This window comes from Kurthia sp. Dielmo (assembly GCF_000307285.2).
Classification (GTDB): Bacteria; Bacillota; Bacilli; order Bacillales_A; family Planococcaceae; genus Kurthia; species Kurthia populi.
The window spans coordinates 287,399-302,052 of record NZ_HE578956.1 but is presented as its reverse complement, the minus strand read 5'-3'; the positions used below and the strand labels follow the sequence as shown (position 1 = coordinate 302,052).

The following is a 14,654-nucleotide window of genomic DNA, read 5'->3' as shown; positions in this document are numbered from 1 at the left end:
AGTCATCCTTCCGCCTTTAGCTCTAAAATCGTATCCCGAAGCTCTGCTGCACGCTCGAAATCGAGTGCCCGTGCGGCTTCGCTCATCTCTACCTCAAGCGACGCAATTAACTCGCCGCGTTCTTTTTTCGTTAATTTTTTATTTGACATATATTTATCGACCTCTTCGGCCACTTTCGTCGCGCGAATCGCATCACGAATTTCCTTATGAATTGTCGTTGGTGTCACACCATGCTCGTCATTGTAAGCCATCTGAATCGTACGACGACGTGCTGTTTCATCCATTGCCTTTTGCATCGAATCTGTTATTTTATCTGCATACATAATGACATGTCCGTTGGAATTACGCGCTGCGCGACCAATCGTTTGGATAAGAGAGCGCTCAGAACGTAGGAAGCCCTCTTTATCAGCATCTAAAATGGCGATAAGCGACACTTCTGGAATGTCGAGCCCTTCACGTAGTAAATTAATGCCGACTAACACGTCAAACGTACCTAGTCGCAGGTCACGAATAATCTCCGTACGCTCTAATGTTTTAACCTCAGAGTGTAAATACTGTACTTTGATGCCCATTTCTTTTAAATAATCCGTTAAATCCTCAGACATTTTTTTCGTTAATGTCGTAATTAATACACGTTCATTTTTCGCGATACGCTCTTGAATTTCATCGATTAAATCATCAATCTGGCCTTCAATTGGACGCACTTCGATTTCTGGGTCTAGTAAGCCTGTTGGACGAATAATTTGCTGTGCCATCTCTGGTGTATGCTCTAGTTCAAATGGGCCTGGCGTTGCTGAAACGAAAATCGCATTGTGAATATGCTTCTCAAATTCCTCAAAGCGTAGTGGACGGTTATCCATCGCAGATGGCAAACGGAAGCCGTGATCGACAAGCATTTTTTTACGCGCCTGGTCACCATTATACATACCTCGAATTTGTGGTAATGTAACATGACTTTCATCGACAATGAGTAAAAAATCATCTGGGAAGTAGTCGAGTAATGTGTACGGCGTCGCTCCTGCCTCGCGTAATGTTAAATGACGAGAATAGTTTTCGATTCCTGAGCAAAAGCCCATTTCACGCATCATTTCCAAATCATAATTTGTACGTTGCTCAAGACGCTGTGCCTCTAATAATTTCCCTTCTTCGCGCATTGTCGCTAGCTGACCTTCAAGCTCTACCTCGATATTTTTAATCGCTTTTTGTAACTTTTCATCACGCGTAACGAAGTGAGATGCTGGGAAAATAGCGATATGCTCACGGTCGCCAAGTACTTCACCTGTCAATGCGTCAATTTCTCGAATACGGTCAATCTCGTCACCGAAAAATTCCACACGAATGCATTGTTCATCACGTGACACCGGGAAAATCTCGATAACATCGCCGCGCACACGGAATTTCCCGCGCGAAAAATCGATATCATTGCGCTCATATTGAATGTCTACGAGCTTACGCAATAGTTGATTACGCTCGATTTCCATGCCAGGGCGCAGTGATAGCACCATTTCCTTATACTCCTCTGGTGACCCTAAGCCGTAAATACACGACACCGATGCGATAATGATGACATCCTCACGTTCAAATAAAGAAGATGTGGCAGAGTGACGTAATTTATCAATCTCATCATTAATGCTCGCATCTTTTTCGATATACGTATCCGTCTGGGGCATATACGCTTCCGGCTGATAGTAGTCATAGTAACTAACAAAATACTCCACCGCATTATTGGGGAAAAACTCTTTAAACTCACTGTAAAGCTGCCCAGCTAATGTTTTATTATGCGCAATAATAAGCGTTGGCTTTTTAATTTCTTGAATAACATTCGATACAGTAAACGTCTTTCCTGTACCCGTCGCACCTAACAATGTTTGATAGCGTTTATTCTCATGAACACCTTCTACTAATTCTGCGATAGCTTGTGGCTGGTCACCACTCGGTTTATAAGGCGCTTGTAAATCAAAATCCATCGAAGTCCCTCCTTGTCAAAATCTCGTACGTACAGTGTATCATATTTCTTCCGAAAAAGCCGAACATACGTTTTTAAAGCAATCAAATAAAAGCACCCATACGAGATGGATGCTTTTATTATTTATACGGACGCACGTAGCGCATTTAATTCAGTTGTTAATTGCATAAACAGTTCCTCATCACGAGCATCTAATGCGTCATCGATTTTCTGCATATAGTATTCCTCGTATTGATCTGCATGTACATGGTTTAAAAATAAATCTAAGTAAATGTCGTTCAGTAATTCCTTACCTTGCAACCCCTGGCCTAAGTGATTTGAATCGTTTGATTTAATAGAACGGTATTCCATATGTCATCACCTCTATACCTTTTTTTCATTATATACCATCTGACATTCACATTTCAACATAAAATTTCTGAATATTTCGTATAAATATAAGGTATTTTATGTAAAAAACATAAATATATAGTATTGAAAACGTTACCATTTCCCGTATATAATTGAATTAGCTCGTAGAAGGAAGGAGTTTTGCTCATAATGAATTTAAAAATTATGGAGTTACAACATTACACTGTGTCAAAAGACTTAATGTTACTCGAACCTCGTCTCTGGAAAGGTCAGCGCTGTACCGTGGTGCATGAGCGTCACCGAAAATATGTCGTGCACGCCTCTGTCAAACGTGTTGTATCCCGTGCCTGTGCGCTATACGGTACATCCATTCAGTCCTCTACTTTATTATCGAAAGAAATTACAAAAGGAACGAAAAAGCTGCCCATCGGTTTAGGTGCCGTGCAGCCGATGATTTTAATTCCAACGGCATCTCCTTCCAATAGTCACACACAATGGGTCGTCTTTGATGCCATTCAAAACTATACCCCGGCCATCTTCAATGAATGTGACATTCAGCTCTCCAACGGTGAAACACATACCCTCAATCTCTCTTATCACAGCTTACGTACACAAATTTCACATGCTCATGCCATCGACAAATACTTTCGAACGTTAAACTTTGAACAACTCAATTCGATGTACTCCCCATTATTTTACGGTGAAGTAGCGCTTCATATGCTACTGCCCGTCGACCAATGAAAAAAGGCTTGGAACGAACTAGGTTCCAAGCCTTTTTACTACTAGTTAAGCCATTTGCATACGTAAATACGCATTAATAAATTGATCGATGTCGCCATCCATTACCGCTTGTACATTCCCTGTCTCCACATTTGTACGGTGATCTTTCACCATCGAATATGGGTGGAAGACATACGAGCGAATTTGGCTTGACCAGCCGATTTCTTTTTGTTCGCCACGAATTTCATCAAGATGCTCTTGTTTTTCTTCTAGCTTCAATTGATACAATTTCGCCTGCAGCATACTCATCGCTTTTGCGCGGTTTTTAATTTGTGAGCGCTCTGCCTGACAAGAAACAACTGTATTTGTTGGAATATGTGTAATACGCACAGCTGATTCTGTTTTGTTAATATGCTGACCACCGGCACCTGATGCACGGTAAGTATCAATTTTCAAATCTTCCGTACGAATATCCACGACCACTTCATCTGTAAATTCTGGCATCACATCACATGACACGAATGACGTATGACGACGACCTGCTGAATCAAACGGCGAAATACGTACAAGACGATGCACGCCTTTTTCCGCTTTTAAATAGCCATATGCATTATGACCGCGGATTGCGAGCGTTACAGATTTCAGTCCCGCCTCATCCCCTGGTAAATAATCCAATGTTTCCACTTTAAAATCATGCTGCTCTGCCCAGCGCGTATACATGCGCAGTAGCATCGTTCCCCAGTCCTGAGACTCTGTACCACCAGCACCTGGATGTAATTCTAAAATCGCATTATTTTTATCATATGGATCACTTAAAAGCATTTGTAGTTCAAATTCATCCACACGATTTTTGAAGGTATCAAGGGATTCACCAGCTTCAGCCAATAGCTCCTCATCTGGCTCCTCCTTTAACAATTCCAAGGTCATCTCTAACTCTTCCTGGTCAGATTCAAGTGAGTAAAATTCATTCACTACTTCCTTTAAGCCCTTTGATTCGTTAATAATAGCTTGCGCTTTTTGTTGGTCATTCCAAAAGGATGGGTCCAACATAATTTCATCCATTTCTTGAATACGGAACTCTTTGTTTTCTAAGTCAAAGAGACCCCCTAAAGTCTTCAATTTTTGTTGCAGTGGCATCTAGCGCATTTCGGATATCTGATAATTCTAGCATGTCGTTGTCCTCCCGTTTGTAAAATCACAAATAGGACTGTGGTCAATGGAACGCACAGCCCTATTTCTGACGATCTTTTATTCTTCAACTGCACCGTGACAGTTTTTATATTTTTTACCGCTACCACATGGGCATAAATCATTGCGGCCGATTTCTTGTTTTTTGCGAACAGGCTGACGTTTTTTCTTTTTGCCTTGGCTTTCCTCTTTCGGATTTACCGCTTGGCCTTTCGCTACTTCTTCGCGCTCTAAGTTCGAGCGAATTTCCGCTTTCATTGCGAAACGTGCAACATCTTCCTTGATTGCTTCAAGCATTAAGTTGAACATACGGAAGCCCTCTTGCTCGTATTCGTGAAGTGGATCTGTTTGCGCATACGCACGTAAATGAATCCCTTGACGTAATTGTTCCATTGCATCGATGTGGTCGATCCATTTTGAATCAATCGCGCGAAGTAAAATAACTTTTTCAAATTCACGCATACGTTCTGGTGTCATTTCCGCTTCTTTTTCGTCGTATTGCTCTTTTACAAGCGCACGTACCATGTCGATGATTTCATCTGATGTTTTACCATGTAACTCATCAATTGTCACCGAATCATCGCGTAGTAAGTTTGTATTTAAGAATGTAAGCATTGACTCGTAGTTCCAGTCATCTGGATTTTCAGCGACTGTGAATGATTGAATAGTTGATACTAATACATCATCAATCATTGATTCTACTAAGTGACGCATATCTTCTGTTTCCAATACTTCGTAGCGCTCTTTGTAAATGATTTCACGTTGTTGACGTGAGACATCATCATATTGTAATAAACGTTTACGTGCATCGAAGTTATTCCCCTCAACACGTTTTTGTGCAGATTCAACCGCTTTTGAAACCATACCTGATTGGATAGGCTGTGAATCGTCCATACCTAGACGCGTCATCATCGCTTTCATGCTGTCTGAACCGAAACGTTTCATTAAGTCATCTTCAAGTGATAGGTAGAATTGAGATACACCTGGGTCACCTTGACGACCAGCACGACCACGTAATTGGTTATCGATACGACGAGATTCATGACGCTCTGTACCTATGACAGCTAAACCGCCAAGTTCAAGCACACCCTCACCAAGCTTGATATCGGTACCACGACCGGCCATATTTGTCGCGATTGTTACCGCGCCGCGTTGACCAGCCAGTGCAACGATTTCTGCCTCGCGCTCGTTATGTTTCGCATTTAATACTTCATGTGGAATGCCACGTTTACGAAGTAGCTCTGATAATAATTCAGATGTTTCAATGGCAACCGTACCAACAAGCACAGGTTGGCCTTTGTGATGACGCTCTGCGATTTCATTCGCCACCGCAACGAATTTCCCTTGCATTGTTGCGTAGATTAAGTCCGGACGGTCATCACGCGCAATTGGTTTATTTGTTGGAATAACGACAACATTCATATTGTAAATGTTACGGAATTCCTCTTCTTCTGTTTTTGCTGTACCTGTCATACCAGACAGTTTTTCATACATACGGAAGAAGTTTTGGAAAGTAATTGTCGCCATTGTCATTGATTCATTTTGAATATCAACGCCCTCTTTTGCCTCGATTGCTTGGTGTAAGCCATCAGAGTAACGACGTCCATTCATAATACGACCCGTGAAACCATCAACGATCATGATTTCGCCGTCTTGTACAACATAATCCACATCTAAGTGCATTGCTGCATGCGCTTTTAATGATTGGTTAATCGCATGTAATAACTGGACATGTGATAAATCGAATAAGTTATCGATATTGAAGGCACGTTCTGCTTTCTCCATACCTGCTTCAGTAAGAGCTGTCGCCTTTGTTTCAATGTCGTATGTGTAGTCGCCTTCACCGTACTCCATTTTGCCTTCTTTATTTTTTGTACCTTTTGCTTGTTTTAACGTGCGCACAAACGCATTCGATTGCTTGTAAAGTGCTGCTGATTTGTTCGCTTGTCCAGAGATGATAAGTGGTGTACGCGCTTCATCAATTAACGCTGAATCGGTTTCATCGATTACAGCATAGTAAAGTGGACGCTGTACGCGCTCTTCTTTATAAAGCACCATATTGTCACGTAAATAGTCAAAGCCCAGCTCATTATTTGTGCTGTATGTGATATCACATGCATACGCCTCGCGCTTTTCATCTTTTGACATGCTGCTTAGGTTCAAGCCGACTGTTAAGCCAAGGAACTCATACAGTGGACGCATTGTTTCCGCATCACGTTCTGCTAAGTATTCATTGACCGTTACAACGTGTACGCCTTTCCCAGTAAGCGCGTTTAAATACACAGGTAATGTCCCCGTTAACGTTTTACCTTCACCGGTTTTCATTTCTGCGATATTCCCCTCATGAAGTGTAGAACCACCCATGATTTGTACGCGGTATGGATATAAGCCTAATACGCGTTTCGCCGCTTCGCGAATATTTGCAAATGCTTCTGGACGAATTTTATCTAAGTCCTCCCCATTTGCAATACGTTGTTTATAGTCTTCTGAGTTTTGTTTTAATTGATCATCCGACATTGCTGCAAATTTGTCAGCAAGTGCCTCTACCTGATCCGCCACTTTGTTTAAGTGTTTTAGTTCACGTTTATTCGGATCAAAAATTTTATTTAAAATGCCAAGCATTTATGTTCACATCCTATATAGTCTTAATCCTCATTCTGCTACTCGATACAAAAGTAACAGATTTATTGAATTATTATCATCCTGAATTCCCTCTAAATTGTATAAATCATTATACATCGCCATATTTTATTGTAATGAAAAAATGGAATTGTAGCAATGAAAAGAGCTGATTCTTCCAAAAAATTACGAACTTTGGAAGAATCAGCTTCATTTAACCTTCTTTTTCTAAGATTTTCGCCGGACAACCGACTGCTGTACACCCCGGTGGCAGGTCCGCAATCACTGCAGAGCCCGCCCCAACAATCGCCCACTCACCAATTTTGCGATTTGGAATAATGGTACTATTTGCCCCAAGGCTAGCACCTGTTTCGACAACGACCTCACGTGTAATCGATGCGCCCGTTGACACATGGACATAATCTTGTAACAAACTCTCATGCTCCACAACTGACTGTGAGTTCAAAATACAATGCTTGCCAATGACCGCGCCCGAGTTTACGACTGCTCCAGGCAGCACGACCGAGCCCGCGCCAATCTCACTATAATGGCTGACAACCGCCTTCGGATGAATGACGATGCCATACTTCTCGTCAGGAAGCTTTAAATAATCGACGAGTTGCTTGCGCACACCATTATCGCTATAAGCTAAAATGACGCGCCGATGATCAATTTCTAACAGTCGTCCTACCTCGCTAAGCGGCCCTCTAAAAATATCACCATCCATTGACGGAATCGCATCCTTATCATCAAGAATCGCAAAAATTCGGTCACCACTCGCTTCGATACAATCACGAATCACACGCGCATGCCCACTATTACCAATTAAAATATAATCCATCACACCAACCCCCTTTTTCTACTAAATTCCCGAATCCGATAAAAAAACACATAAAAAATAGCCTAAAGCAAAAGCTCCAGGCTATTTTGAAAGGTTAAAGTTAGTTAGTTTCGATTAGTCCGTATTTGCCATCTTTACGACGGTAGACGATATTTGTTTCGTCTGTCTCTGCATCTGTGAAGATGTAGAAGTCATGACCTAGTAGGTTCATTTGAAGGATTGCTTCCTCATCATCCATTGGTTTTAATGAGAATTGTTTCGTGCGGACAATTTGTAATTCGTCCTCAGCCTCTTCTACAGCAGGTGCTCCTGTTTCTGTTGCTGGTGCAGTGGCGAAGTATAGACCAACACCCTCGCGATCACGGAACTTACGATTGACTTTCGTTTTGTGTTTGCGAATTTGACGCTCTAACTTATCTACGATTGCATCGACACCGGCATATAAATCATCGTTACGTTCCTCAGCACGTAATGTTAAGCGCTTCATAGGAATCGTCACTTCGACTTTTGTACGTTTGTCGTTGTAGATTTTTAAGTTAACGTTAGCTGTTGCGTCCATATCGTTGTTAAAGTAGCGTTCTAATTTAGAAATTTTACTCTCAACGTACTCGCGAATTGCTGGAGTTACCTCAATGTTTTCACCACGAATGTTAAATGTTAGCATGTAAACTCCTCCTTTTTGAACTCCATCATGTAGAATAATTGATGGATGTCTACCTGTGACTTTATCATACAAATCAATGCTGGGTAGACGTAGCCCCCGTACTATTTACGGTTGTTATAATGCTATATTCTACAGTTCCCCTGCAAAGTCCTTCTTAAACGTTAAAATATTTAAAATATTTTTTAAAATATTTTTTAAATATAGGAAAAAGAACACTTTTCGTGTCAAAAGACGCGATTTTTCACAATCGGAATTAGGCTTTTTTCTTCTCTTTATCGTTTGCGACTTCCTGCTTACGACGCAGTTTCAAATCTTCAATAATGCTTTCTTGCATACGATCATCAATAGTTAGACGTACGCCATATGTACACGCCCCGACACTATTAGGACGATTCCATACCGTCTCGCCTGACACATCAAACGTGCGCTCATGAATGACGAAACGCAGGATTAGCGTGCATTCATCCACATCCTTCGGTAAAGCGCACTCAAAGCCAATGCGCAAGCCACGCGGACTAATATCAATAATTTCCCCGTGCGCCTCTAATGCCGCATCACGGTCTGGGTGCTTCACAAGGCACACCAATTGAATTGGATAAACCAATTTATGTCGAAATGATTCCTTACGTTTATATTCCATAGTAGACGCATTGCAGAAAGCCTTTATCTGCAACGCTACGCCCCCCTTCACTCATCAATTCATTAAATTTATAGTCCCTTTTTCATGTCCTTTATTATAACCTTTATAACATATGAATTAAATAACATAAAACTTTCTGTTCGTTTTTTGTCATTTATAACTAATAAGCTATATTAAAAAAACAGTTCCACAAAAAATGGAACTGCCTTTTCTTTATTTAGGAAAAACCTCTTTGAAGTTTTTCAATTGGTTTTTCATATCAAATACCTTGTAGTAATAATGGTAGCGTGTTTGCGCCTTCGTATCCGCTGCGTTTAATGGTTTTAACGAAATCCCATTAATTTTAACGCTTTTATTTAGGCCGTTACGGATGTTCGCCATGTCGATGGCGTCTTTTAAATATTCTTCTTTTTTACTCGCTTGATTTTCATCTAAATATAGCACCAATTCTTCTAGCATGATAATCATTTCGTATGGATTATACGTGCTCAGTTTATTAGGCGAATTCGATTTATTTTTAAAGGATATTGGTGCCTTACCGTTGAAATCATACTTATACTGCACCTTATCTACTTTTTTATAATACTTCGTAAGCATTTTACGATTTTTCACATATTCTTGCTGTTGCTTCGTTAAAGCATCATACGCTTTTTGTGCTTTTACAAATTGTTTGAAAAATGAACTACCTTCTTTGACTGAATCAATCACCTTATCTACTGCCTCAGCCTGTGCAATATTGTACTCATCAGATAAATATTCTTTATTCGGTAGACTCGTATTATCAAAAATTGTCTTAGCATCGCCTTTTAACGCTTTATGCAGCTTCAACGTTTCCGATAAAATTGCTGCCTGCTCATCATTTAGGGCTGTTAATTCTTTCGTGCCATCAAAGGATGGTAATTTATAAAGATTTTCTCGAATCGCTATTAGTGGCAAGAATTCATTATATCGTGCCAGTACTTTACTATCTAACCATGCTTTTTGATAATCTGATAATTTATTATACATCGCCACTACGTTTGAAATATCATCTGTAATATCGTCTAAATTGACAACATTTGGATTGACAGCATCTAATGTTGATTTCGAACTTAACGCCGCTACTGCCTTTTCAAATTCTTGTACATTGACAGCAGTGGCTGGCGTTAATACGTCGCCACTTAGCTTTGTCCCACTATACAGCTTCTCAAAATAACGTTTTTGCTCCATCATCTTATCTGCACTGCGTAAATACCAGCGCGCATTGTTCGATAAGCCATCATAGGCGAATACTAATGCCTTTAATGCCTCTGCATATTTCTTCGCTTCTTTATCTACAAGCGGTGGGCGCGGGTCTGACGGATCATCGCCATAAGGAATGTCCGTATATTGCGTCACAAACTTCGCATATAAATCTTCCATCTTCTGTGCTTCATCGATATATTTCTTTTGATCCACATAAAACGGTAAGATTTTCAGTGATTTTTCAAAATCAGTTGTTGCTGTTGTTTCTAAATTTTTCACCATCGTTTTCTGAACATTCCCAAGCTTGCCGTACGCGGTCACTGCATTTTTCAAATCTTCCATTTCAGCTAATGTGTACGGTGTACCGATAATCGCACCAGTCGGCTTAGCAGGTGCTACAACCGTTAAAACATCATTTGCCACACCTAAAGCAAACACTTTATCCTGTGGCACAGTTTGTTGATTTAATCGTTCTGCCTTCAACGTATACGTAACCTTTTTCGTCGTCACCGCAGAAGTCGTTACCGTACGTTCAATCACTGCGACATCATTTGCATCACGCAGTGTTGGCACAGAAAAATCAAGTAACAATACAAACTGCTCATATTTCTTCATAATGTCATCTGCGACCACACTTTGAACGTAATCCGATAAACGATTATAGCGATTATAGACGCTTTGTACCGTTTGCTCCGCATACGCTGTTGCGCCGCCTGTGTTCATAATTTTGCTATCAACGGATAAGTCTTTAACGGCTTTTTCAAAGTTCGCTAAATCTTGAATCTCCGTTTTATATTTTTCCTTTAAGGCTTCGATGTCATCTGCATGCTTCACGAATGCTTTCGTTGCCGGCTCCGCTTCATCATACGTCTTAATCAATTCCATTACTTTTTCTAAATAATCTTTGCTGCTCGGCTTTAATGCCTCATACATCTTATCAATTTTTGATGCTTCATCTAAAAATGCTGCACTCGCTAAGAAAGATGTATCACGCATAACCTCGCGCTCTTGTTGCTTGTCTGGCAAATAGCAAGACGTTGTTGTTTCACTGTCTGTACGATGCTTACTTGATGCAATAATCCCTTTTTGCTCCGTATCGAGTGTGTTGTATGCTTTTAACACCTTCAATAAATCCGCATGGGATAAATCCACATATAAGTAGTCATACGATAAAATATCGTCTGTGCTACACCAGTATTTATAGAAATGCTGATAGCGCGCGACATCCTGGATTTGAATTAGCACCATTAATTTATTGTACTCTGTCATTTTTCCCTTTGGCACAAACGCTTGAATGATTTCTGATTTTTGAACATTTTTCTCATAATAATCTTTTAGATCATTCACTTCGCCAATATTGCTTGCGCCTGTGATTTTATCGATTTCTGCAATAAATGCGAGTGCTGCCTCGTATTCTTTTTTATACGTCGTTTCAATCACTTTTAAATCCTCTGCCGCCGCCACATATTTGCGCACGGTTGGCGATGCATTGATAAACGTCGTATACAGTTTAATCATATCCACTTGGTAGGTAGCCGAAGATGGCTTTAATTTTTGATAGGCCTTATCGATTTCTGTAGCTGTTTTGATTTCATCCACTTTCCCAAGCACTTTCGCCTGTGGTGTTTCAGCCCCGCCTACTGGTTTGAATGAATTCATCACTGCATTTTTCGGTCCAACCGACATCTTATCGTAAATTTTAATGGCGTCCTGAATATTTTTAATATCCTGTGTTGTCGGATGCTCAATATCAGTTGCCGCTAGTAAATTTACAACCTCATACGCCTCTACATAGGATTCATATTTCTTCATGACCGATTTTTCGATAATACTTTGTGTGCTCGTATCATGCTCAATCATCGTATGATAATAATCCACCGCCGTAATGACCGGTGTCGCCCCATTTGTCGCTGTATCAACCGCACTCTTCGTATTTAACTTACCTACTAACTCTGTAAATTTATTCGCGATTGCCTGTGGATAATTGCCCGATGTTTTGGACACAAGCCCATTAAACCAATGCAAACGCTCCTGGTTAATAACATACTTTTTCACTTTTGGTGAGGCAGATTTGTATTGGTTGTACACTTTTTTCACATCTGCAGCGAACGACTTACTTCCCGTATCCAATTTCAAAATTGCCGCATCAATTTTAATCGCATTCGCTACAAGCGTATATTCCGTTCCCCATATACGGGCAATTGGCGTCTTTTCATTATCATTTCGATTTGCTTGATCCATGATAACTGCTTTATCGACAAGTAGACGCTGTGGCTCAGTTAACGCATTATATGCCTTACCAAACGCCACAATACGCTCCTCATCACCTGTATTGTATTTGAAATCCTTCTCTTCTACCTTCAACTCTGCTGTACCTGGTTGATATGGCTTCTTCACTAATTCATCCGATAACGTTTGCCCCTCACGAATCAGCTGTGGCATCGTCATATACAGCTCATAATCCTTCACAAGCTCTTTTGGCAGCATATCCATAGCTGCTGGTTTACCAGGATTTGCGGCCTTTTTCGCCTCAAGTGTCTTATACGCGCTTCGCAGTGCTTCAAGCGCTACATCAACATCTGATGCCGTTATAATATCTTTTTTATTATCAATTTTTAATTCATTCGGTTTATTCGCATCAGGCACTGTAATTGTCGCAGTTTTGCCCTGATTCAGTAACGCCACTTGCTCTTTAAACTTATTAATATCCGCAATCTGGTCTTTATACGTTTCTTGAACAGATGCCATCTCTTTGCCAAAAATCGTATATTTCTTCACTTCAGGCAATGCCTTACCAAACGCCACAGAAGAATCGATTAAAGCCTGTAAATCATTTTTATCGACAGCCTTCGTGTACGTTTTATCGAGCTTTTCAGCATCTTTAATTTGCTGCTCCTCTGGGAAGAAGCTACGGTTTTTCAAAATCTTCGCCTCATTCGCCTCATTGCTAAACTCATACGGTACGGTCCCTGGTGGATACGTCGCTGGATACGTCATCGCAATATTGTTCGCATGTAACGCATCGACAAATTTCTTCTGATCATCACCTAATTTGTCATAGAGCTTTTGTGCCTCGACGATGGTTGTACGATGCTTTTCAAGCTGAATATTCTTTTGATCCGCTACCGCTACATTCGCCGCTGTACTCCAAGCAATCGAATCATAGGCCTCCGCACGATTTAATGCACGTAATACTTCTGGTACTGCTTTATAAGCCTCGTACAACTTCACTAAATCTTTATCAAGATATTTCGACAGTTGAATCCCTTGATCTAACTTCGTAGACGCCTTATATGCATCCTCTGCTGCTTTGATTGTAGCAATTGTAACATTTGGTGTATCCTCAAGTGCCTCTAATGCCTTGTTATAGCTCGCTAGCTTTTGATATAACGCAATGTATTTACCATAGATAGTATCAAGTGCCGCTACATAATTAGGGTCTAAATATAAATTTCTATCTGCTGTATTATTTGGATACGCCTCAACAAAATCATAATATTTCTGCATCAGCTCAAATGATTTCGTATTGAAATTACTATTTGCTGGATTCAATGCCTCATACGCTTTTGCTAAATCGACGGAACGATTAATTAAATCCTCATCCTTTAAATACTTATTAATCAGTTCATTTTCATCATCATTGAATAAACTTTTTTGAAAATCATCCATTTTTTTATAGTCCGCTAAAAATGACTGCAACTGCTTCGCTGCTAATGTTTTATTCGACGTATACGTTTTGTCTACATCACCAAATTCATCTAAAATCATGCCATCCTTGCTAATCGTGACTAACGTCGTCTCCGAATCACCCGGCGTGCTTGGGTCTGGTGTTTCTACTAAAGATAATAAAGTAACGACACGCTTATACGATGCTTTTGCCTGTGCCGGAGCCGCGTATTTTTCAAGCTTCTTCACCGTCGCCACAGGAACTGCCGCCTGCGTAATTTTATTTAGCCCATCATACGTTTTCTGAGCCTTCGCTGCCTGTGTCACATAGTTTTTCGTCGTAATCGAATTCACCTGTGACTTCAACGTCGTAATCTTTTTCTCTAGTGGCGCAATCTTCGCCACATGCTTTTTCAACGTACTGTAATTACTGACAAGCTTTTTATCCGTTGTTGATAATTTTTTATACGCATTATTCGCCGCACGCGTTTTCGCAATATAATTCGTCTTTTTTGAATTAATCGCTTTAATTTTATTAATAACCGCCTTCGCCTTTTTCGTTGGCTTCTTAGTTGCCGCCTCTGCTACCTGACCACCATCTGGAAAAGCCGCTGTTAGCCAAACCGGTACAGTCAGTGCCATCGCAAGACTTGTCGTTAAAATTTTCTTATGCACCCGAAAATCATTCCTTTCATCCTAAATCCCTAAGTATTCGTTACTTTCTATACCTTTTGTATCGGTAGAAAGTGGAAGAACTAAAGGGAGAGAATGAAAA

General features: G+C 40.5%; 9 protein-coding genes. 1 reads left to right on the top strand and 8 read right to left on the bottom strand.

The genetic code is table 11. The annotated features are described in order from the left end of the window. Positions 1-2: 2 nt before the first annotated feature. Together uvrB and KTHG_RS01850 are read right to left on the bottom strand one after the other, a co-directional pair. Positions 3-1,967, bottom strand: a complete 1,965-nt coding sequence (uvrB, locus tag KTHG_RS01855; RefSeq protein ID WP_020189218.1) for an excinuclease ABC subunit UvrB — start codon at positions 1,965-1,967, stop codon at positions 3-5. Positions 1,968-2,089: 122 nt separating this feature from the next. Beyond that, positions 2,090-2,317, bottom strand: a complete 228-nt coding sequence (locus KTHG_RS01850; RefSeq protein ID WP_020189217.1) for an IDEAL domain-containing protein — start codon at positions 2,315-2,317, stop codon at positions 2,090-2,092. Positions 2,318-2,506: 189 nt separating this feature from the next. Between KTHG_RS01850 and KTHG_RS01845 the strand changes: the two genes are divergently transcribed. Then, positions 2,507-3,058, top strand: coding sequence for a competence protein ComK (locus KTHG_RS01845; RefSeq protein ID WP_020189216.1), 552 nt, complete (start codon positions 2,507-2,509; stop codon positions 3,056-3,058). A gap of 45 nt (positions 3,059-3,103) precedes the next feature. On the opposite strand, the gene prfB is transcribed toward KTHG_RS01845, so the two are convergent. From prfB to KTHG_RS01815, 6 genes are all read right to left on the bottom strand, one after another. Continuing rightward, positions 3,104-4,208, bottom strand: a protein-coding gene (gene prfB / locus KTHG_RS01840; RefSeq protein WP_126990874.1) for a peptide chain release factor 2 whose coding sequence is annotated in 2 segments (ribosomal slippage) — positions 3,104-4,132 and positions 4,134-4,208 — 1,104 coding nt in all. Because the reading frame shifts where the segments join, the coding sequence is not laid out codon by codon here. Positions 4,209-4,285: 77 nt separating this feature from the next. Continuing rightward, on the bottom strand, positions 4,286-6,847 hold the full coding sequence (secA, locus tag KTHG_RS01835; protein WP_020189214.1) for a preprotein translocase subunit SecA: 2,562 nt from the start codon (positions 6,845-6,847) through the stop codon (positions 4,286-4,288). Between the two features lie 211 nt (positions 6,848-7,058). Beyond that, positions 7,059-7,685 carry an acetyltransferase gene (locus KTHG_RS01830; protein WP_020189213.1) on the bottom strand — a complete coding sequence of 209 codons (627 nt, stop codon included), beginning with the start codon at positions 7,683-7,685 and terminating at the stop codon, positions 7,059-7,061. 100 nt (positions 7,686-7,785) lie between these two features. Further along, entirely contained in the window at positions 7,786-8,349 is a 564-nt protein-coding gene (gene hpf, locus KTHG_RS01825; protein ID WP_020189212.1) for a ribosome hibernation-promoting factor, HPF/YfiA family, read from the bottom strand. A gap of 253 nt (positions 8,350-8,602) precedes the next feature. After that, positions 8,603-9,022, bottom strand: coding sequence for a PilZ domain-containing protein (locus tag KTHG_RS01820; RefSeq protein ID WP_020189211.1), 420 nt, complete (start codon positions 9,020-9,022; stop codon positions 8,603-8,605). A 180-nt stretch (positions 9,023-9,202) separates the two neighbouring features. Continuing rightward, on the bottom strand, positions 9,203-14,554 hold the full coding sequence (locus tag KTHG_RS01815; RefSeq protein ID WP_020189210.1) for a hypothetical protein: 5,352 nt from the start codon (positions 14,552-14,554) through the stop codon (positions 9,203-9,205). Positions 14,555-14,654 lie beyond the last annotated feature (100 nt).